The following is a 21,158-nucleotide window of genomic DNA, read 5'->3' as shown; positions in this document are numbered from 1 at the left end:
GTCCGGCCGTTTCATGCCCTGTTCCCGGGTGCCAGGATGTGACCCATGACCGACCGGCCCCGCCTGCTTCTCCTGGACGGCCACTCGCTGGCCTACCGGGCCTTCTACGCGCTGCCGGTCGAGAACTTCAGCACCACGTCCGGGCAGCCGACCAACGTCGTCTACGGGTTCGCGAACATGCTGGCCAACGTCCTGCGGGACGAGCGCCCGACGCACGCGGCGGTCGCGTTCGACGTGTCGCGGCAGACCTTCCGCACGGAGGCGTTCCCGGAGTACAAGGCCACCCGGGCACGGTCGCCGGAGGAGTTCGGCGGCCAGCTGCCCATTCTGGACCGGTTCCTGGCGGCGATGAGCCTGCCGGTGCTGCGCGCCCCCGGCTACGAGGCCGACGACGTCATCGCGACCCTCGCCACCGCGGCGCGGGCGGACGGCATGGCCGTGCTGATCGTCACCGGCGACCGGGACGTCCTCCAGCTCGTCGGCGACGACGTCACCGTCCTGTACTTCTACCGGACGGCCTCGGAGATGATCCGGTACACGCCCGAGGCGGTCCGGGAGAAGTACGGGCTGACCCCGGCGCAGTACCCGGACTTCGCGGCGCTGCGCGGCGACCCGTCCGACAACCTGCCGAGCATCCCCGGCATCGGCGAGAAGACCGCGGCGAAGTGGGTCCGCGAGTTCGGGTCGCTCGACGCCCTGCTGGACCGGGCCGGCGAGGTGAAGGGCAAGGCGGGGGAGAAGCTGCGCGCCGCGGCGGACACCGTGCGGCTGAACCGGCGGCTGACCGAGCTCGTCCGCGATCTGGACCTGCCGGTGGCTCCCGCCGACCTGCGGCGGCGCCCCTACGACCTGGCGGCGTTCACGACCCTGCTGGACGAGCTGGAGTTCCGCAACGCGAGCCTGCGGCAGCGCCTCTTCGCCGCCGACCCGGGCGGTGGGCGCCCGGCCGAGGCCGCCGGGCCGGAGCCGGTGCTGGGCCGCGAGCTGGGCCCCGGCGAGCTGGCCGGCTGGCTCGGGGACCACGCGACCGGCCTGACCGGCCTTGCCGCCGAGAGCACCTGGGCGCGCGGCGCGGGCGGCATCACCCGGATCGCGCTGGCCTCCGGCGACGGGCACGCGGCCTCCTTCGAGCCGTCCGGGCTCACCGGCGAGGACGAGCGCGCCTTCGCGGACTGGCTGGCCGATCCCGGCCGCCCCAAGGCGCTGCACGACGTGAAGGCACTGCTGCGCGTCTTCGGCGAGCGCGGCCGGCGCCTGGACGGGATCGCCGTCGACACCGCGATGGCCGCCTACCTGCTGCTGCCGGGCCTGGCCGCCTACGGGATCGCCGATCTCGCGGGCCGGCATCTCGGGCGCCGCCCGTCCGCCGAGGGCGCGCCGGGCCTGATGCTGAGCGCCCGCGCCGTCCTCGACCTCGCCGGCGTGTTCGCCGCCGACCTCGCCTCGACCGGCATGGACGCGGTGCTGCGCGACGTCGAGCTGCCGTTGTCGGACCTGCTCGCCCGCGCCGAGCGCGCGGGTGTGCACGTGGACGCCGGCCTCCTGCACGAGCTGGAGGCCCACTTCGCCGCCGCCATGGAGCGCGCCGCCGACGACGCCGCCGAGATCGCCGGCCGCCGCTTCAACCCCGGCTCGACCAAGCAGCTCCAGGAGGTGCTGTTCGGCGAGCTGGGCCTGCCCAAGACCAAGAAGATCAAGTCGGGCTACTCCACCGACCTGGACGCGCTGACCTGGCTCGCCACCCAGACCGACAACGGCCTCCCGCAGGTCCTGCTGCGCCACCGCGACCAGGCGCGGCTGCGCACCACGGTCGCCGGGCTGATCCGCGAGATCGGCGCGGACGGGCGGATCCACACCACGTTCCAGCAGACCGTCGCAGCGACCGGCCGCCTCACCTCGACCGAGCCGAACCTCCAGGTCATCCCCGTCCGCACCGAGGAGGGCCGGCGCATCCGCCGCGCCTTCCTGCCCGGCCCCGGTTACGAGTCGCTGATGACGGCCGACTACGGCCAGCTCGAACTGCGCGTCATGGCGCACCTGTCGCAGGACCCGACGCTGCTGTCGGCGTTCGAGTCCGGCGAGGACCTGCACGCGACGATGGCGGCGCGGGTCTTCCAGGTCGCCCCGGACGCCGTCACCCCCGAGATGCGGCGCAAGATCAAGGCGATGTCGTACGGGCTGGCCTACGGGCTGTCGGCGTTCGGCCTGGCCAAGCAGCTCGGCATCGCGATGGCCGAGGCGCGGCCGCTGATGGACGCCTACTTCGCGCGGCTCGGCGGCGTCCGCGACTACCTCGACCACGTCGTCGCCGAGGCCCGCGCCACCGGCTACACCCGCACGATCCTCGGCCGCCGCCGCTACCTGCCGCACCTGACCAGCGAGAACCGGCAGCGCCGCGAGACCGCCGAGCGGATGGCGCTGAACGCCCCGATCCAGGGCTCCGCCGCCGACATCGTCAAGATCGCGATGCTGCGGGTGGACGCGGCGCTCACCGAGGCCGGCCTCGCCAGCCGCCTGCTCCTCCAGGTGCACGACGAGATCGTCCTGGAGGTCGCGCCGGGCGAGCGGGACGCGGTCGAGGAGATCGTCCGCACCGGGATGACCGGCGCCCACCCGCTCACGGTCGGCCTGGAGGTCGCCGTCGGCACCGGCCCCGACTGGAACGCCGCCGCCCACTGAGGACAGGTGTCCCGGCCGAGCGGGTAGGGGTCCCGGGGGAGGGAGCCATGGAGATCGACATGATCGTCGAGATCCCCCGGGGATCGCGCAACAAGTACGAGATGGACCACCGGCTCGGCCGCATCCGGCTCGACCGGATGCTGTTCACCTCGACCCAGTATCCGGTGGACTACGGCTACATCCCGGACACGTGCGCCGAGGACGGCGACCCGCTGGACGCGATGGTGCTGCTGGAGGAGCCCACGTTCCCCGGCTGCCTGGTCACCGTCCGCAGCATCGGGGTGTTCTGGATGCACGACGAGGGCGGCCCCGACGCCAAGGTCCTCACGGTGCCGTCCCGGGACGTCCGCTACGCCGGCATCCGCGACCTGCGCGACGTCCCCGGGCACGTCCGCGACGAGATCGCGCACTTCTTCGACATCTACAAGAGCCTGGAGCCGGGAAAGGAGGCCGACGTGCGGGGCTGGCAGGACCGGGAGGTCGCCGACCGGACCATCGAGCAGGCCAGGAACACGCACGCGCGGGACATGGCGGGGACTCCGTGACCGAAGGCGAACCGGTCGTCATCGTCGGGGCCGGGCCGGTCGGCCTGGTCACGGCGCTGCTGCTCGCCCGGCACGGCGTGCCGAGCGTCGTCTTGGAGGCCGCCGAGCGCCGCGACCCGTCCGGGTCGCGGGCCATCTGCTTCCAGCGCGACGTGCTGGACGTCCTCGACCGCGCCGGGTGCGCCGAGCGGATGATCGCCCGCGGCGTGACGTGGACGACCGGCCGCACCTACTACCGCGACGACGAGCTGTTCTCCGTCACCTTCCCCGGCGCGGGGCGCGGCGCCGTCCCGCCCTGGATCAACGTCTCCCAGGCCGAGGTGGAGGCGTGGCTGCGTGACCTGGCCGCCGCCGAGCCGCTGGTCGACGTCCGGTACGGGCACCGGGTCGGCGGGCTGCGGCAGGACGCGGGCGGGGTCGAGGCCGACACTGGCGGCGGCACCGTGCGCGGCGCCCACCTGGTGGGCGCGGACGGCGGGCACAGCACGATCCGGGAGCTGCTCGGCATCGGCTTCCCCGGGCGCACCTTCGCCGACCGGTTCCTCATCTGCGACATCCGCGCCGACCTGCCGTTCCCGAGCGAGCGGCGGTTCTTCTTCGACCCCGCGTGGAACCCGGGCCGGCAGGTGCTGGTCCACCAGTGCCCGGACGGGACGTGGCGCATCGACTGGCAGGTCCCCGCCGACCACGACCTCGACGCCGAGCGGCGGTCGGGGGCGCTGGACGCCCGCATCAGGAAGATCACCGGGGACGTCCCGTACGAGGTCGTGTGGGCCACCGTGTACCGGTTCCACGAGCGGTGCGCGGCGGCGTTCGCCTCCGGCCGCGCCTTCCTGGCCGGGGACGCCGCGCACCTGTACGCGCCGTTCGGCGCCCGGGGCCTCAACTCCGGCGTCCAGGACGCGGACAACCTCGCGTGGAAGCTCGCCTACGTCCGGCACGGGTGGGCACCGCCCGAGCTGCTCGCCAGCTACGGCATCGAGCGCAGGGCCGCCGCCCTGGAGAACCTCCGTGTCACCACGAGGACGATGGAGTTCCTCGTCCCGCAGACCGCGGAACAGCGCGCCCACCGGCTGGAGTCGCTGGAGAAGGCCCGCACGCACCCGGACCCCCGCACGATCGTCGACTCCGGCAAGCTCGCCGAACCGTTCTGGTACCTGGACTCGCCGCTGACCACTCCGTCGGGCCCGGTGGACGATTTCCCGCTCGGACCCGGCCAGGTGCGCCCGCCGCTTCCCGGAGTGATCTGCCCGGACGGCCCGTGCGTGGTGGACGGTGAGCCGACCCGCCTGCGCCGCCTGCTCGGCACGCGCTTCCTGATCCTCACCCAGGACGGAACCGGACCGGACCTGCCGACCCGCGTCCCCCACGAGGTCCACGCGCTGCGGGACATCGACACGAAACAGGTGCTCCGGGAGGCTTTGCGGTCCGGCCCGGAAACGGTGCACATCGTTCGCCCGGACGGTCATCTCGCCGCCGTCCTGCCGTCCTACGATCCCGGCCAGGTGGCCAAGGCTCTGCACCGGGCCTGCGGGCGAATCTAGCCGGCCTCCAGGACGGCGCGAGCGGCGTTGTGCCCCGGGATACCGCTGACGCCTCCGCCCCGCCGGGCTCCCGCCCCGCACAGGAGCACCCGCGGGTGCTCGGTCTCGACGCCCCACCGCCCGCGCTCTTCCGGTGCTTCCGCGAACGGCCACGACAGGTCGCGGTGGAAGATGTGCCCGCCGGGAAGCCCGACCTCGTGCTCCAGGTCGACGGGCGTCTTGGCCTCAAGGCACGGCCGGCCGTCGGGAGCGCGCAGCAGGCAGTCCTCGATCGGCTCGGCGAGAACGGCGTCGAACGACGCGAGCGTCGCGCGCAGGGCCGCGCCCCGGCTCGTCTCCGGATCGGAGCGGAAAAGCCGTGCCGGCATATGCAGCCCGAACAGCGTCAAGGTATGCGCGCCCGCCGCCCGGAGTTCCGGTCCGAGAATGGACGGATCGGTCAAGGAATGGCAGTACACCTCGGCGGGCGGCAGCGCCGGAATGCGGCCTTTCGCGGCCTCCCGGTACGCCGTGTCGAGCTGTTTCCGGCTCTCGTTGATATGGAAGGTCCCGGCGAACGCCTCGTCGGGCCGGACGCCCGGGTCCCGCAGCCGCGGAAGCCGCGAGAGCACCATGTTCACCTTCAGCTGAGACCCCTCGGCCGGGCTCTCGCCGGGCATGTTGACCAGCACCCACCCGGCCGAGACGGCGTGCTCGGCGCCCTCGCCGTCCCGGAACGTCACCTCCCCGCCCGGATCGACGTGGACGACCTCCATGCCGGTGCGCAGCTCGGCTCCAGCGGCGCGCGCGGCGTCCGCGAGCGCGCCGGTGACCGCGCCCATCCCGCCGACGGGCACGTTCCAGTCGCCCGTCCCGTCCCCGACGACGTGGTAGAGGAGGCACCGGTTCGCGAGGAGCGCGGGATCGGACGTGTCCGCGAACGTCCCGATCAACGCGTCGGTGAGGACGACCCCGCGCACCACGTCGCCGGCGAAACGCTCGCTCACCACGTCCCCGATGGGGCGCTCGAACAGATCGCGCCACGCCTCGTCGTCGTCCACCGCCCGCCGCAGCTCCGCGCGGTCGCGCAGCGGCTCCAGCAGCGTCGGCGCCACCCGCCCGGCGACCCGGCCCACCATCGCGTAGAACCGCCGCCACGCCCCGGCGTCGCCGCCGAGCGAGGCCGCCGTCCGGGCGGGGTCCCCGTTGTCGATCAGCAGCCCGCCGTCGCCGGCCGGCGTGTACGAGGCGAACCGCCGCCCGCGCAGCTCGACGTCCAGCCCGAGATCCCGGACGATCTTCGACGGCAGCAGGCTCACCAGGTAGGAGAACCGCGAGACCCGCGCGTCCACCCCGGGGAACACCCGGGCGGAGACCGCGAGCCCGCCGACATGCCCGAGCCGCTCCAGCACCAGGACCCGCCGCCCGGCACGGGCCAGGTAGGCGGCCGCGACCAGGCCGTTGTGCCCGCCACCGGCGATCACCACGTCGTACATCCCCCCAGACAACCACACGGACCGGCGCGGCGGGACGCGCCGAAACCCGTTGGCGGCGGCGATCGCGATGAGGACAATGGGGCGCATGAAGATCCGGCTTTCTGGGGGAGTGGTGGCTTCGGGGCGCCATGCCTGGATCGCCGGACCGTCCGGCCCGCGCCGGCTGCTGGACGGGTCGGACGCGCGGCCGGGGACCGCCGTCGCGCTCGGCCCCGAGGACGCCCCCGAGGAGGACACGGCGCACGCCGTCCAGGAGCTCTCCCTGCTCGTGGCGGACGGCGGGGCCGTCGCGGCGGGTGCGGGCGTCGACCTCGGCGCCGGGTTCCGCTCCGCCCGGCTGGACGGGGCCCGCGGGGACCAGCGGGACGCCGCGCTGGCCGCGCTCCGAGCCGTCGGCGTGCGGAACGCGCACCGGCTGGGGGAGCGGTCCGGATTCCTGGTCGCGCTCTTCGGGCCCGCGGTCACCAAGCGGGTCGGCGCGGCCGCCGCCCGCGCCGCCGAGGACGGGCGGTGGGCCGCGCTGCACCTGGCGTCGGCGGCCAGCGACGTCCTCGGCCCGGAGCAGTTGGAGAGGGTGCTCGCGCTCGAAGCGCCGGACGCCGACCTCGCTCCCGACGGGCCGCCCTCCGTCCTCGCGCTGTACCTCCGGCAGGTGCTCGGGGACGTGCCCGGGCCCCGCAGGCTCGCGCTGATCCTCGATCTGTGGGCGCGGGTGCTGGGTCACCGGGACGGCCTCGCCCGGCGGGACGCGCGGCTGGCGACGCAGGGCCGCCGGGACAGGCTTGATGACCTGCGCAAACGTCGCCGCTACGACGAGCGCGAGCGGATCCTGGGGCGGCTGCGGGCCGACCTCGGGATCGCCGAGCCCTCGGTGGCCGACGCCGCGCTCTGGATTCCGGACGCGTGGTACTGGCGCGATCGGCTGGACCGCGCTCTCCAGGACGCGCTCGGCGCCACCGCCCTGCTCCGGACCGCGGTCGCCGTGGCCGACCACGGGCTGGAGGACGGCCTGGAGCGCTCTGTCCCGGTCCTGCGCGCGGCGGCGGCGATGCTGCCCGAGTCGGCCGCCGCGCAGTCCGCGCGGCGGGTGCCGGGCCTGACCGGCCTTCCGGTGCGTCCCGCCGCCTACGTGCGCGACCTCCTGCGCAGGGCGACCGGGAGCAGACCGCGGGACGCCAGGGCCGCCGGGTCCGTCAGGCCGCGCCTGGCCTGCGCCCGCGACTTCGCGCTCGTCGTCATCGAGGACGTCGAGCGGGTCATCCGGGAGATCCGGTTCCACGAACCCGACGGCGTGCTGCGGTCGTGGGCCGAGTCGAACCTGGGGAGCTGGCGGGAAGGGGCCGGGTATGTCCGTCCTCCAGCCGAGTGGGCGGGTATCCCGGACTGGACGGGGCCGGCGCTGGGCGACCGGGAACCGCTGCGCGACAGGCTCGCGCCGTCCGGTGAGCCGGCCTCGGTGGAGCTCGTCGGAGACCTGCTCTGGTACGCCGACCTGATCGACGCCCTCGCCCGCCTGTACGGGCACGAGCTGGCGCGGCCCACCGCCGGCACGGGCGAGCCCTGGTTCGACCACGACCCGCCGGCGGAGGCCGAGCCGCTGACCCCGCGCCTCGACTCGGTCATGGTCGCCGTCTCCGGCGCCGCGCAGCTCGTCGCGCTCGGCGGCGTCCCGCCCCGCGCGCCGCGCACCTGGGCGGACCTCACCGCGGGCCTGATGTCGGCCACCGCGATCACCGCCGCCCTCACCGGCGACTTCGCCGTCCCGCCCGCGCTCGCGGCGCTGGACGGGACGGCCGTCCCCGGCACCCGGGTCCGGCTCAAGATCGCCCGCAGTGCCCGGGACGTCGCCGTGTGGGCCGACTACATGGGCAACTGCATCGCCGGTCCCGGCTACGTCGACGACGCCAGGGCGGGCCGGACCGCGCTCGCGGGCCTCTACGACGCCGCCGGCCGGCTGGTCGTCAACGCGGAACTGGCCCCGCTGCGGCCCGCGTCGCGGGGGTGGCGGGTCGCCGAGATCGCGGCGAGGTTCAACGACACGCCGGACGAGGCCCTGGAGCACCGGTTCCGCGACTGGGTCGCCACGATCCCCGGCACCGTCCCGGACCCGGTGGTCCTGGCGCCGGAGGAGCCCCCGCTCGCCCGGACCGCACGGCGCCGCGCCACGCCCCGCCTGGTCGAGGAGGCGGGCCCGGCGCTGGACGACCTCGCCCGCCGGGCGCTGGCCGCGACCGGCCCGGCGGTCCTCGGCACCTACGCCGCCGTGGCGGCGACCGCGCCGGACGCCGCCCTCGCCCGGCTGCGCCGCCTCGGCGGGGCACAGCTCGCCGGCACCGTCCGCCGCGCCCTGGACGGGGGCGCCACGGATCTCATCCGGCTGTGGACCGGCACGGGCCACCGTCCCCTCGCCACCGCGCTCGACGGGCTCGACCCCGCGCTGCGCACCCGGTTCGACCGGCTCGCGCTCCTTCTCGGCGAGCCCCCGCTGCCGAAGGCGCTGCGCAGGCTCGTCAAGCGCCCCGCCATCGCCGACGCCTACGCCCTGGACCTGGTGGCGAGGCGGGTCCGCCGCGCGATCGGCCGGCTCGCCGTCGAGGACGACCCGGTGATCGCCGGAGCCCTCGCCCGGTCCGCCTCCGAGCCGCTGCTGTGCGCGCTCGCCGTCACGACCACTTGCGGGGCCCCGGACGCGGACCTCGTCCCGGTCGCCGGGCCGGGCTCGGTCACCGTCCCCGGCTACCCGGTCTCGACGCTGGACGACAAGGACGGCCCGTGGCACCGCGCCCTGCCCGCCGCCCAGGAGCTCGGCGCCGACACCGCGGCCTTCCGGGACGAGATCGCCGAGCACGGCCTGCGCGTCCCCGCGTCCTGGCTCGCCCACGGCGGCTGGACGGCGCTCTGGTCCCGCGCCCACTCCCACCGCCGCTGACCGCCGGGCAACCCTTCACGGGGTCCGGGCGGTAGTAGTCGGCAAAGGGAAGCGAGGGAGGCCGGATGCGGGAGAGACCCGACTACGCCACGTATGTGACCGAACGGTCACCACGGCTGCTCAGGACGGCCTACCTGCTGTGCCGCGACTGGGGCCAGGCGGAGGACCTGCTGCAGACCGCCCTGGTGAAGGCGTGGCGGGCGTGGCGCCGGGTGGGCGACGACCCCGATCCGTACGTCTACCGGATCCTGGTCAACACGCACCGCTCCTGGGCGAGGCGGCGGTGGCGCGGCGAACGCCCGACGGCCGCGCCGCCCGACCGGCGCGACCCGTCCGACACGATCGAGGCGGCCGAGGACAGGACGATGCTGTGGGAGGCGCTCGGCCGGCTCCCGCACGGCCAGCGCGCCGCGGTGGTCCTGCGGTACTTCGACGACCTCAGCGAACCCCAGGTCGCCTCCATCCTCGGCTGCTCGGTCGGGACGGTGAAGAGCCAGACCAGCAAGGCCCTCGCCAAGCTCCGGGTCGATCCCGGGATACTCGCGGGCTCGCAGCAGGGAAGGGAGTGACCGATGCCGTACAGCCTGGAGGACCTGACCGAGGTCATGGAGACCCGGAGTGCCGGCGGGCGGCCGTCCCCGGACCTGCTGCCGCACGTGCGGCGCCGGATCCGGCGGGGTAACCGCCGCCGGGCCGCCGGCGGCGCCGCCGGCACCGCGCTCGCGGTCGCGGCGGCCTTCGGCGCCGTCCAGCAGTTCGGGCAGGCGTCCGGCGACGGCGCCCCGCCGGCGATGACGGGCGTGGCCGACGCCGCGTTCCCGACGTCGCCGCCGCGGGAGGGCCTGGACCCCCTCCAGGAGTTGGGGTTCCGCATGGCCGGCGCGAAGGCGGGGGTCCGGTTCACCCCGACCGGCCCGGTCAGCATGATCACCTTTCGCTGCTCGGGGCGCTTCAGGGTCTACCAGGTGCGCAACGGAACGCTGAGCTCGGTCGGCTGCGAAGGGAGCAACTCCGGGGGCGGCTACCTGCGGACCACATCCGGCAGGCCCGTGGCGTTCTCCGTGGCGATCCTGCCCTTCGCCGCGCCGCAGCCGTCGTCAGTGGCGGAACTCGAAAGGTACCTGGCCGCCCACGAGCCTTTCCCGGCGACCTGGAGTGTGCGGATCTACAGCGGCGCCTGTGCCACGTCGTCGTGCCCGTTCCACAAGGCCGTGCAGGGGGGCGATGCCGAGCAGCCGTCGGTGCAGGGACTCAGGCGCATCGCCTGGGCGAACCACATCGCTGACGGCCGGCCCCGCACGATCGCGTTCACTCCGTCCGGCGGGACGGTGCGGTTCCGCGTCACCTGCGTGGACGGCGCGGCGGTCGCGGTGGTGAGGGGAGCCGGACGTCCGAAGATCGTCGAGTGTGAGAGGGCGGAGTCGGTGGGCGTCGTCTGGGACGGCACGGGCGAGCCGGGCGAGCGGAACAGGCTGACCGTGGCCGTGCTGCCCGCGGAGGCGGGCACGGTGACCAAGGGCGACGACGCCTCGCTCGTCGCGAAGATGAAGGGCGTCACGCCGGCGGGGAAGTGGGGCTTCGGGGTCTACGAACGCTGAGCGGGCCGGCGGAAGACGGTGATGGAGTGGCCGACCTCGTCGATCCGCTCGCTGGAGCGGATCAGCGGGGTCAGCCTCGGGTCCTTCTTGGCGATCCAGCTATTGGACACCACCAGCAGCCCCCGCACCTGCGAAGGCGGCACTGTGAGCGGGTCGTTCGCGTGGATCCCGTAGTACGAGGGGACGCCGCTGCCCTTGTAGGCGAGCCACACCTGCTCGCCGGGGTAGCGGGTCCGGAGGCGGTCGGCGAGCCGCCCGAGGTCCTGTCCCCAGTCGACGTTGGAGTCGTGCAGTCGCAGGTGGGTCTTGGACGGGCCGCCGAACGCCTCGTTCGAGTAGGGCAGGTAGTAGGGGTAAGTGCGCAACGAGCTGACCGCGACGAACAGCACCAGCACGACCGTGGCGACCTTCGCCCAGCGCCACCGGACGGCCGTCGTTCCCGCCGCCGCCACCGCCAGGAACATCGGGACGTAGATGGCATATCGGACGCCGAGATCGCGGGCTCCGGCCATCGCCACCGCCAGCAGCGCCGCCGTCGGCAGGAGGAGGTACGGGGCGGCCGGGCGCAGCCGCGGCACGGCGGCCGTCGCGGCCACGCCCGCGGCCCACAGGGCGAGCATCCCCAGCGGTGTCTTCACGAGCAGGGCGGCCGGAAGGTAGTACCAGCGGGACCCCTGGTAGACGTCGCCGAACAGGAAGCTCGTCCACCGCAGGTCCTCGAAGCCGAACTGGACGCGCATGCCGTCCTGGAAGGGGCGGGGGAACGGCATCCAGCTTGCGGCGAGCCCGCGAAGGCCCTCGACGGCCGGTAGATCATCCGGGGTCGTCCAGCGGAGGCGCGGGTCGACGGCGAGGTACGCGACCCACACCACCGCGATGGCGAGGAGACCCGTCCCGGCCGCCGCCAGGACGCCCGTCAGGACGGGACGCCGGGCGGGGCGGAACGTCCAGACGGACACGAAGACCAGCATGAGGAGGACAGGCACGGCGGGCAGCGCGCTCATCTTGGTGGCGACGGCGGCGCCCAGCGCGGCTCCCGCCAGCGGCAGGTACAGCCGCGGTCTGCGTCTCGCCCGCCACAGCAGCCACACCGACGTCAGCAGGAAACCGGCCATCGGAACGTCCAGCGTGGCCAGCGAGCCGTGCGCGATCAGGTCGGGGGAGAAGCAGTAGAGCGCGAGCGCCACCAGCCCCCCGGCCTGGCCGGTGAGGTCGCGGGCGAACGCGAAGACGACCAGCCCGAACAGCAGCGTCAGGGCGACGACCGGCAGCCGCGCGGCGAGCAGCACCCGCTGCGCGTCGTTGCCGGACCGGTACAGCAGGTGCGGCCCGATCTGGAACTGGTCGCCGGTGAAGGCGGCGTCGAGGCGAGGTCCGGCGGCCACCGCGCCCGCGCCGATGATCAGCTTGCCGAGCGGCGGATGCTCGGGGTTGTACCGCAGGTCGTGTTCCCGCAGGTAGACCACGCCGGTGGCGACGTAGACGGGCTCGTCGATGGTCGGGGTCTGGTGGACGGCCGTGGAGACCATCGCGACCGCCATCTGGGCCAGCAGCGCCGCCACGACGGCCGCGAGCAGCCACCGCCGGCGCGGCGCCCGGGACGGACCGGGCGGCGCTTCGCGGGGAGGCGCCGCCGGCCGTCCGGTTCCGGCGGACAGGGACATCAGCCCCCGAACGCGGTGAGGAAGCGGTCGCGGAAGTCGCTCATCGGCCACACCGGGGAGTTCTTGGCGGGGCGCAGCCCGTCCTGCCAGCCCCAGCCGGAAGTCCGGTCCAGGACGGCCTTGTCCTTCGCGACGATCGTGATCGGCACGTCCCGGCTCGCGCCCGGCCCGGTGATGAGCGGGGCGGGCTGGTGGTCGCCGAGGAAGACCAGCACCGTGTCATCGTCGCCGTAGGTCTCCACGTACGAGACGAGCGTGTTGAGCGTGTACTCGATCGACTTGCGGTACTCCGTGCGGATCTGACCGCCCGCCGGCCACGGCGCGTCGTAGCCCTTGCCCATCCCGTTGAAGACCGAGCCGTCCCCGACCTGGTCCCAGGGGATGAGCCGCGGGATGGACGCCCATGGCGCGTGGCTCGACACCAGCGCCGTCTCCGCCATCACGGGCGCGCGGTCCTTCTTCGCCAGCTCGGTGCGCTGGAGCGTCGACAGCGTGTACTGGTCGGGCATCGTGGCGAAGCTGAAGCGCGGCCCCCGGTACCCGAGGTTCCGGTTGTCGTAGACCTTGTCGTAGCCGAAGAACTTCCCCTCCGGCCACGCGCGGGTGATCGCCGGCATGAGCGCGACCGTCCGGGCGTCCGCGCGGCGGAACGCCCCGTTCAGCGTCATCCGGTCACTGTTGACGAGCGTCCGGTACCGCTGCTGGTTGTTGACCCACAGCCCGGACAGCAGCGTGGCGTGCGCCAGCCAGCTGCCGCCCCCCGCCGTCGACGAGGTGAGCCAGCCGCTGCGCGCGGAGAACCCCGCCTTGGCGAGCCGCTGCGTCCCCTGGTCGAGGACGGGGTCGACGTGCGGCGCGTACTCGGGGCTCTCGACCGCCGACCGCCCGTAGCTCTCCACGAACGCCAGCAGGACGTCCTTCCCCCGCAGCCCGGTCAGCAGCTTGTCGTCGGGGGTGGTGCGGAACCTGTCGACGGCGGCGGCCTTCGCGAACTCCTCCTTGTCGTTCAGGCTGTCCCGCACCTGCCGGGTGTGGTCGTAGGCGAGGACCGCCGCACTCCTGGACGCCACCGGCACGCCCTCCACGAACTGCGCCCCGAGGGCGGCGCACACGAGCCAGACCGTCCCGAGGACACCGGCGCCCCAGGCCGCGGGCCCGCGGTGCCGCACGGCCACCCTGCTCAGCCGCAGCGACGAGAGCGCCATCAGCACGATCACGCCCACCGTCAGCACCGCCACCAGGACCACGGCGCCGATCGCCCCGGCCTGTCCCGCCGACTCCTTCACGAACTCCACGCCCGGCGCCAGCATCGGCCAGTCGAGCACGAGGTCGAACGGCCGGACAAGCACCGCGTCGAACCCGATGTCCAGCACCTTCAGGACGAACAGCACCCCGAGGACGGCCCCCGCCGTCACCGCGACCCACCGCCGGGCCCGCTCGGGGACCACGAGGATCAGCGCCACGCCGAGGACCCCCTCCACCGGGATGCGCGCGAAGGCCCCCGGCGTCAGGCGCGCGTACTCGTCCGGCGTGACCAGCGCGGCCAGCACCAGCAGGAACGCCGCGACGGTCACCGCCCGCGCCGCGACGCGCCGCCATGTGCGCCGCCCGTCCGCCCTCGTGGCGCCGGCGGGCGCGTCCTCGTCCGTCTCCCGCTCCAGGCGGCTATCGGTGGTCAGCTCGTCCTCCCAGGTTCGGTCCCCCCGCCGCGACCGCGACACCAACAGCACGTCCGCCCCGCGCCCGCGGGTTCAAACGTTTCCATCTTTATCCCGGACGCGCGCGGGGAACCCTCCCGGCGGCTCAGCCGGCCTTGATGACCTTCAGGAGGCGGGTGACCTCGGCGGCGACCGCGTCCCGGCCGGCGCCGATGTAGCGGCGCGGGTCCACCAGGGCGGGGTCGGCGGCGAGCCGGTCGCGGACGGCGCCGGTGTACACCTTGTTCAGGTGCGTCGCAATGTTGATCTTCGTCATGCCGTGCTCGACGGCGGCGGTGAGCGCGGCGTCGGGCACGCCGGACGAGCCGTGCAGCACCAGGGGGACGGGCACCGCGGCGGCGAGCCGCTCGATGAGCGGTAGGTCCAGCACGGTGTCGCGGGTGAGCATGGCGTGCGACGTGCCGACCGCGACGGCGAGCGCGTCCACGCCCGTGGCGGCCACGTAGCCGGCGGCCTCGGCGGGGTCGGTGCGGGCGTGCGGCGCGTGCACGCCGTCCTTCCCGCCGATCTCCCCGAGCTCGGCCTCGACCCAGACGCCGTCGTCGTGGCAGCGCGCGGCGACCTCCGCGGTGCTCGCCACGTTCGCGTCGTGCGGGAGCCGGGACGCGTCGAACATCACCGACCCGAACCCGAGGCCGACCGCCTCCCGGACCAGCCCGGCCGACGTGGCGTGGTCGAGATGGGCGACGACCGGCACGGTGGCGGCCCGCCCGACCGCCAGCACCGCCCGCCCGAGCGGCGCGAGCGCGCCGTGGTAGGCGACGCAGTTCTCGCTGATCTGGAGCACGACCGGGGTCCCGGCCCGTTCCGCGCCCGTGACGATCGCCTCGGCCTGCTCCAGCTGGATCACGTTGAAGGCCCCGAGCCCGCGGCCGGGGGCGCCGACGACTTCACTCATGGGGACGAGCGGCATGGTTCTCCTCGGTCCGGAGGGTGACATGGGGGACGAGCGCGGGGATCTCGGCGGCGTCGATCTCGCCCGCGACGGGGGAGCGGACCGCGCACGCGGCCAGCGCGACGGCGTGCCGGAGCCGGTCCGGCCAGGGCAGGCCGTCGGCGATGCCCGCCGCCAGCCCGGCCACGAGCGCGTCGCCGGCGCCCGTCGGGTTCCCCGCGACGGGACGGTCCAGCGCCGCGCGCAGCACGCCGTCCGGGGTCGCGGCGACCAGGCCGTCCGCGCCGAGCGACGCCACCACGGTCCGCGCGCCCGCCTCGCGGAGCGCGCGGATCCCGGCGCCGGTGTCGCCGGTCCCGCTGACCCGGGCCAGCTCGTCGGCGTTCGGCTTCACCACGTCCGGGCGTCCGGCGAGCCCGAGCCGCAGCGCCTCGCCGTCGGCGTCCAGGATCACCGGGCCGGGGGCCAGCCGGGCGAGCACGGCGTAGGCGTCCGGGGGGACGCCCGGCGGCAGGCTCCCCGACAGGACGACGGCGGCGGCGTCCCGGGCCAGCGCCGCGTAGCCGTCCCGGAACGCCGCCCATTCGGCGGCGGTCACGACGGGACCGGGCTCGGTGAACATCGTCACGCCGCCGCCGACGATCGTGACCGTCCGGCGCGATTCCCCGGCCACCGGCGTGAACGCGGCGGGCACGCCGAGGGAGCCGAGGCCCTCCTCGATCTGCCGTCCCGCGGCGCCGCCGGCCAGCCCGGCGGCCACCACCTCGCGGCCGAGGCCGTGCAGCACCCGGGCGACGTTGACGCCCTTGCCGCCGGGCCGCCGGTGCACCGTCTCCACCCGGTTGACCTCGCCGAACCGCGCGTCTGGCACCTCGTAGGTGTCGTCGATCGCCGCGTTCAGCGTGACCGTGAGGATCATGCGCCGGACTCCAGGATCACCGAGCGGGTGAGGTGGCGGGGCCGCTCCGGGTCGAGGCCCGCCGCCCGCGCCCGCGCGACCGCGAGCCGCTGCGCCACGATCAGGTCGGCGAGCGGATCGGCCGGCGCGGCCCGCAGGAGCCCGCCCGTCGCGGCGACCTGGCCGGCGAGGCCGCCGGGCACCTCCCCGAACATCCACACCGCCCGGCCGGGGCCGGTGATGCTGATCGGGCCGTGCCGGTACTCCATCGCCGGGTACGCCTCCGTCCACAGGCCCGCGGCCTCGCGCATCTTCAGCGCGGCCTCCTGCGCTATGCCGACCGTCCAGCCGCGCCCGAGGAAGGTGATCTGCTCGACGCCCAGCAGCTCGGCCGGGAGCGGTCCGGACACGGCGGCCTCGGCGTCGGTGATCGCGGCCGCCAGGTCCTCGCCGAGGTGCGCGCGCAGCAGCGCCAGCTGGCTGGTGGCGAACCGGGTCTGGACGACCGACTCCTCGTCCGCGAAGTCCAGCGCGATCACCCGGCCCGCGCTCGCGGACACCGGGGTGTCCGGGTCGGCGGTGATCGCGGTCGTCGGGACGGTGCCGCCGAGCCGGTCGAGGACGTCGAGGACCTCGGTCGTCGTCCCGGACCGCGTCAGCGCCAGCACCCGGTCGTAGCGGCGGGCGAGCGGCGCCTCCGAGGCGGCGAACGCGTCGGTCTCGCCGTGCCCGGCCGCCTCGCGCAGCGCCGCGTAGGCCTGCGCCATGAACAGCGAGGTGCCGCACCCGACGACCGCCACCCGCTCCCCGCGGGCCGGCAGCGCGTCCCGGACCCGCGCGGCCATCCCGGCGGCCCGCCGCCAGCACTCCGGCTGCGCGGCGATCTCGGTCATGATGCGGTTGTCGGCCATGAACACTCCATCTCTGCACTGGTTTCGGGCAAGCGGGATCCGCGCCGCGTCGTCACCGGGGCGTCAGCCCTTCAGGCCGCTGAACGACATCGTCGCGATGAAGTGCCGCTGCGCCACGAGGAAGGCGACCAGCAGCGGCGCGGTGGCGAGCGTGTTGCCCGCCATCAGCGACGACCACTCCGTGTGCCGCGTCCCGGAGAACGTCGACAGGCCCATCTGGAGCGTGAACGTGTCCTCGGACGTGATCGCGATGAGCGGCCAGATGAGATCGTTCCAGGACCCGAGCAGCGTGAAGACGACCAGCGTCGCGAGCGCCGGGCGGGCCATCGGCAGGACGATCCGGAAGAACACCCCGAGCCGCCCGCAGCCGTCGATCCGCGCCGCCTCCTCCAGCTCCGGCGGCACGGACAGGAAGAACTGCCGCATGAGGAAGATGCCGAACGCGCTGGCCAGCCAGGGCACGAACGCGGCGCCGAGCGTGTCGATGAGGCCCAGCGTCCGGAAGATCAGGAACGTCGGGATCATCAGGAGCTGCACCGGGATCATGATCGTGACCATCACCGCGAGGAAGCCGAGCCGCCCGCCCGCGAACCGCAGCCGCGCGAACCCGTAGCCCGCGAGCGAGCACAGCACCACATGGGACAGCACGGCCACGGTGGACACGACGAGCGTGTTCAGGAACCAGCGCGGATAGTCGTTCTCGGTGAGGACCGTCCGGTATCCGTCCAGCGTGACGTGGTCCGGCAGCAACCGCGGGGGCAGCCGGTTCAGGTCGGCGTCCGGCATCAGCGACGTCAGCACCATCCACACCAGCGGCGCCGCGAACAGCACCGCCACCGGCACGAGGACGACGTGCAGCACCCACCGCCGATTCGCGCCGCTCATGGCTGTGCTCCTTGCGCGGACGAGGCTCATGGTCGTGCTCCCGCCGCCGTGCGCGCGGACCGCCGCAGCATGACGGCCGACACCACCAGCGTGAACACGAACAGCGCGTACGCCACCGCGGCCCCGTATCCGGCGGCGAACTGCTTGAACGCCTGCTCGTAGAGGTAGTAGACGATCACCGAGGTGGAGTCCAGCGGCTGCCCCTTGGTCGTGGTGTACACGAGGTCGAACAGCTGCAGCGACATGATCATCTGCCAGATCACGACGAACGTGGTCGCCGGCCGCAGCTGCGGCAGCGTCACGTTCCGGAACGCCTGCCAGGGGGTCGCGCCGTCCACCAGCGCCGCCTCCCGCAGCTCGCGCGGGACGTCCTGCAGCGCGGCGAGGTACACCACCACCGGCAGCCCGACCGACCACCACAGCGACACCGCCACCAGCGTGTACAGCGCCTGGCCGGGGTCCTGGAGGAACCCCGCGCCCGGCAGCCCGAGCGCCTTCACGCCGCCGTTGACGATGCCGAACTCGGGATCGAGCACGAAGTTGGACAGGATGCCGACGGCCGCCGCCGAGGTGACGTACGGGACGAAGATGCACGTCCGGTAGATCCCGATCCCGCGGATGCGCTGGTTCAGCGCCACCGCGAGCGGCAGCCCGAGCAGCACCGACCCCGGCACGTACAGGACGGTGTAGACGACCGTGTGCCACGCCGCGTCCCGCAGCGCCGGGTCGTGCACCATCTCGCGGTAGTTCGCCAGGCCGACGAACTCGCCGCTGGAGATCAGGTCGCTGTCGTGGAAGGACAGCCACAGCGCCCAGACCGCGGGGAAGATCGCCAGGCCCACGACCACCAGGGTCGCGGGCCCCACGAACCCCCACCCCACCAGGTGCGGCATGAGGCGCCGGCGCGCCGTCTTCCTGTGCCGCGCCCCGTGCGCCGCCTGCGCGAGAGGCGGCGGAGCGGTGCTCACCGTCATGTCACTTTTCCTTGGCGAGCAGGTCGTCCGTCTTCTTCGCGGCCTCGCCCAGCGTCTTGCTCGCGGGGTCCCCGGCGATGAGCGACGTGGTGATGGCGTTGCCTACCGCCTCGGAGAACTTCGCGTACGCCGCGCTGCTCGGGCGGGCCTTCTTCGCATTGGCGAGGTTCGCGACGAACTCGGCCGCTCCCGGGAAGTCGGCGACGTACTTCTTGTACTCGGGCAGCTGCGTCGTGGCCTTGCGCAGCGGCAGGTTGCCGACCGCGAGCGACCAGCGGGCGTCCTGCTCCGGCTTGGAGAGCCAGGCGGCGAACTCCTTGGCGGCCTTCTCGCGCCGCGACCCGTTGTCGAACAGCACCCAGAAGTCCGGGCCGGAGATCGTCTCGTGGTTGCCGTTGTAGCCGGGCAGCTGCACCGCGCCGTAGTCGATGCCGTGCTCCTTGAAGTCCAGCAGGGCGAACGGCCCGGTCACCACCATCGCGACCTTGCCGGACTGGAACAGCGGGAGGAACTTCTCGCCGTTCTGGTCGAGGTACACCGACTTGTCGTCGCGCGCCATGCCGCGCCAGAGGTCGAGGGCCGCGGCCGCCTGCGGGGTGTTGAACGCGGCCTTCTTGCCGTCCGGCGTCAGGATGCTCCCGCCCTGCTGCCACAGCATCGGCCACAGCCGCCAGACGGTGTCCTCGCCGCCGCTCACCGGGTAGGCGGTGCCGTAGACGTTCTTGCCCGGGTTGGTCAGCCTCTTGGCCGCGGCACGGAAGTCCTCCCACGTCCAGTCTGCCTTCGGGTGGGGGACGCCGGCGGCGTCGAACAGCTTCTTGTTGTAGACGACGCCGAGGTTGTCGACCACGGCCGGGACGCCCACCACCTTGCCGTCCACGGTCGCGGCGGCGCGCTCGGACTCCCAGAAGTCGGCCCAGCCGAACGAGGGGTCCTTCACGGTGTCCGACAGGTCGACGACCTTGCGGTTCTCGGCGAGGGCCGCCGTCCACGACCCGTACATGTACGCGATGTCCGGGGCGTCGCCGCCCGCGAGCGCCGCGGTCACCTTCTGCAGCATGTCGTCGACGTTGCTGGTCCCGAGCTGGGGGACGATCTCCACGTCCGGGTGCGCCCGGGAGTACTCCGCGGCGAGCTTCTTGAGCGGCTCGTCGTACGGAGCCGACTGCCCGTGCCACCAGGTGATCTTGACCTTCCCGCCGTCCGCGTCGTCGCCGCCGCAGCCGGCCGCGGTCAGGGCGAGCAGCGCCGCCGCCGCCAGCGCGACCGCACCGCGCAGTCCGTTGCCCATCGGCCCTCCCGAGGTTGGGTGTGGTTCGAAACCTTATGCTTACTTATGCTCGGAATAGAAGAGAAGAGAGCAGAAATCATCATCGATGGACGGGGTGAGATGTCCGAGTCCGGCGACCTGCGGCTGTCCGACTACGTTCCGCGCCCGAGCGTGGAGATCCCGGGAAGCGACGTCCCGCGCCCGCGGTTCCGGTGCGTGGACGCCCACAACCACCTCGGCCGCTGGCTCACCGGCGACGGCGGCTGGATGGCCCCCGACGTGGGGCGGCTCCTCGCGCTGATGGACGCGCACGACGTCGACGCGATCGTGAACCTGGACGGCATGTGGGGCGAGGAGCTGTCGGCCAACCTCGACCGCTACGACCGCGCCCACCCCGGCCGGTTCCTCACCTTCTGCCAGCTCGACTGGAACCTGCTGCGCGAACGCGACGGGATCGGCCGGCTCGTGCGCAGCCTGGAGAACTCGCGGACGCTCGGCGCGCGCGGCCTGAAGGTCTGGAAGACCCTCGGCCTGCACTACACGGACGCGGACGGCCGCCTCGTCCTGCCGGACGACCCGAGGCTCGCCCCGGTGTTCGAGGCGGCGGGAGCGCTCGGGCTGCCCGTCCTGATCCACACGGCCGACCCGGTGGCGTTCTTCGCCCCGGCCGACCGCCGCAACGAGCGGCTGGAGGAACTGCTCGCCCACCCCGACTGGCACTTCGGGCGCCCCGGCCTGCCGTCGTTCGCCCGGCTCATGGACGCCCTGGAGGGCCTGGTCGCGTCCCACCCGCGCACGACGTTCATCGGCGCGCACGTCGGCTGCTACGCCGAGGACCTCCGGTGGGTGTCACGGATGCTGGACGAGCACCCCAACCTGCACGTCGACATCGCCGGGCGGCTCGCCGAGCTCGGCCGCCGCCCCCGGGCGGCCCGTTCGCTGATGACGCGGCACCCCGGCCGCGTGCTGTTCGGCACCGACGCGTTCCCCCTGTCGGCCTCGTCCTACCCGACGCACTTCCGGTTCCTGGAGAGCGACGACGAGCACTTCCCCTACGCGCCGGACGAGGAGGTGCCGCCGCAGGGACGCTGGGCGATCTCCGCCCTCGACCTGCCGCCGGACGTCCTGGAGCAGGTGTACGCGGGCAACGCGCGGCGCCTCCTCTCGCTCTGA

General features: G+C 74.0%; 16 protein-coding genes. 7 read left to right on the top strand and 9 right to left on the bottom strand.

What is annotated here, in order from left to right:
• Positions 1 to 45: 45 nt before the first annotated feature.
• Genes polA through BM339_RS21320 form a run of 3 tightly spaced genes read left to right on the top strand, consistent with a single transcriptional unit; the run spans position 46 to position 4,768 of the window.
• Complete coding sequence (polA, locus tag BM339_RS21330) at positions 46 to 2,679, top strand: DNA polymerase I (RefSeq protein ID WP_075021984.1); 2,634 nt, start codon at positions 46 to 48, stop codon at positions 2,677 to 2,679.
• Positions 2,680 to 2,726: 47 nt separating this feature from the next.
• Entirely contained in the window at positions 2,727 to 3,224 is a 498-nt protein-coding gene (locus BM339_RS21325) for an inorganic diphosphatase (RefSeq protein WP_021597592.1), read from the top strand.
• Positions 3,221 to 4,768, top strand: a complete 1,548-nt coding sequence (locus BM339_RS21320) for an FAD-dependent monooxygenase (protein WP_075021983.1) — start codon at positions 3,221 to 3,223, stop codon at positions 4,766 to 4,768. Before BM339_RS21325 ends, BM339_RS21320 begins: the two co-directional genes overlap by 4 nt.
• On the opposite strand, the gene BM339_RS21315 is transcribed toward BM339_RS21320, so the two are convergent.
• Entirely contained in the window at positions 4,765 to 6,330 is a 1,566-nt protein-coding gene (locus tag BM339_RS21315) for a phytoene desaturase family protein (protein WP_256255408.1), read from the bottom strand. The two genes, BM339_RS21320 and BM339_RS21315, sit on opposite strands and share 4 nt — an antisense overlap.
• On the opposite strand from BM339_RS21315, the gene BM339_RS49970 reads away from it, so the two are divergent.
• The 3 genes from BM339_RS49970 to BM339_RS21300 all read left to right on the top strand — a co-directional run bounded on the left by BM339_RS49970 (position 6,329) and on the right by BM339_RS21300 (position 10,770).
• On the top strand, positions 6,329 to 9,172 hold the full coding sequence (locus BM339_RS49970; protein ID WP_177287746.1) for a hypothetical protein: 2,844 nt from the start codon (positions 6,329 to 6,331) through the stop codon (positions 9,170 to 9,172). The genes BM339_RS21315 and BM339_RS49970 overlap by 2 nt on opposite strands.
• A gap of 65 nt (positions 9,173 to 9,237) precedes the next feature.
• Entirely contained in the window at positions 9,238 to 9,741 is a 504-nt protein-coding gene (locus tag BM339_RS21305; RefSeq protein WP_075021980.1) for a SigE family RNA polymerase sigma factor, read from the top strand.
• Positions 9,742 to 9,744: 3 nt separating this feature from the next.
• On the top strand, positions 9,745 to 10,770 hold the full coding sequence (locus BM339_RS21300; RefSeq protein ID WP_075021979.1) for a hypothetical protein: 1,026 nt from the start codon (positions 9,745 to 9,747) through the stop codon (positions 10,768 to 10,770).
• Here BM339_RS21300 and BM339_RS21295 read toward each other — a convergent pair.
• The 8 genes from BM339_RS21295 to BM339_RS21260 all read right to left on the bottom strand — a co-directional run bounded on the left by BM339_RS21295 (position 10,758) and on the right by BM339_RS21260 (position 20,006).
• Positions 10,758 to 12,434 (bottom strand): ArnT family glycosyltransferase, encoded by a 1,677-nt coding sequence (locus BM339_RS21295; protein WP_075021978.1) that lies wholly within the window; start codon positions 12,432 to 12,434, stop codon positions 10,758 to 10,760. The two genes, BM339_RS21300 and BM339_RS21295, sit on opposite strands and share 13 nt — an antisense overlap.
• Entirely contained in the window at positions 12,434 to 14,164 is a 1,731-nt protein-coding gene (locus BM339_RS21290) for an alkaline phosphatase family protein (RefSeq protein WP_218163715.1), read from the bottom strand. The genes BM339_RS21295 and BM339_RS21290 overlap by 1 nt, the downstream gene beginning before the upstream one ends.
• Before the next feature lie 73 nt (positions 14,165 to 14,237).
• The gene (locus BM339_RS21285; protein ID WP_256255407.1) at positions 14,238 to 15,050 is read right to left on the bottom strand and encodes a class II fructose-bisphosphate aldolase; all 813 of its coding nucleotides are present in this window, start codon (positions 15,048 to 15,050) and stop codon (positions 14,238 to 14,240) included.
• Positions 15,043 to 15,966, bottom strand: a complete 924-nt coding sequence (locus tag BM339_RS21280; RefSeq protein ID WP_024936658.1) for a 1-phosphofructokinase family hexose kinase — start codon at positions 15,964 to 15,966, stop codon at positions 15,043 to 15,045. Before BM339_RS21280 ends, BM339_RS21285 begins: the two co-directional genes overlap by 8 nt.
• Positions 15,963 to 16,856, bottom strand: coding sequence for an SIS domain-containing protein (locus BM339_RS21275; protein WP_177287745.1), 894 nt, complete (start codon positions 16,854 to 16,856; stop codon positions 15,963 to 15,965). The genes BM339_RS21280 and BM339_RS21275 overlap by 4 nt, the downstream gene beginning before the upstream one ends.
• Positions 16,857 to 16,919: 63 nt before the next feature.
• Complete coding sequence (locus tag BM339_RS21270; protein WP_083597808.1) at positions 16,920 to 17,741, bottom strand: carbohydrate ABC transporter permease; 822 nt, start codon at positions 17,739 to 17,741, stop codon at positions 16,920 to 16,922.
• 26 nt (positions 17,742 to 17,767) lie between these two features.
• The gene (locus BM339_RS21265; RefSeq protein WP_075021976.1) at positions 17,768 to 18,715 is read right to left on the bottom strand and encodes a carbohydrate ABC transporter permease; all 948 of its coding nucleotides are present in this window, start codon (positions 18,713 to 18,715) and stop codon (positions 17,768 to 17,770) included.
• 1 nt (position 18,716) lies between these two features.
• A complete protein-coding gene (locus tag BM339_RS21260; protein ID WP_083597807.1) occupies positions 18,717 to 20,006 on the bottom strand; it encodes an ABC transporter substrate-binding protein in 1,290 nt (429 codons plus the stop codon).
• Between the two features lie 99 nt (positions 20,007 to 20,105).
• Between BM339_RS21260 and BM339_RS21255 the strand changes: the two genes are divergently transcribed.
• Positions 20,106 to 21,158: an amidohydrolase family protein gene (locus tag BM339_RS21255; RefSeq protein ID WP_075021975.1), complete on the top strand. Its 1,053-nt coding sequence runs from the start codon at positions 20,106 to 20,108 to the stop codon at positions 21,156 to 21,158.

Source organism: Actinomadura madurae, from assembly GCF_900115095.1.
GTDB classification, from domain to species: domain Bacteria; phylum Actinomycetota; class Actinomycetes; order Streptosporangiales; family Streptosporangiaceae; genus Spirillospora; species Spirillospora madurae.
This window is presented reverse-complemented; position numbering and strand designations above follow the sequence as displayed.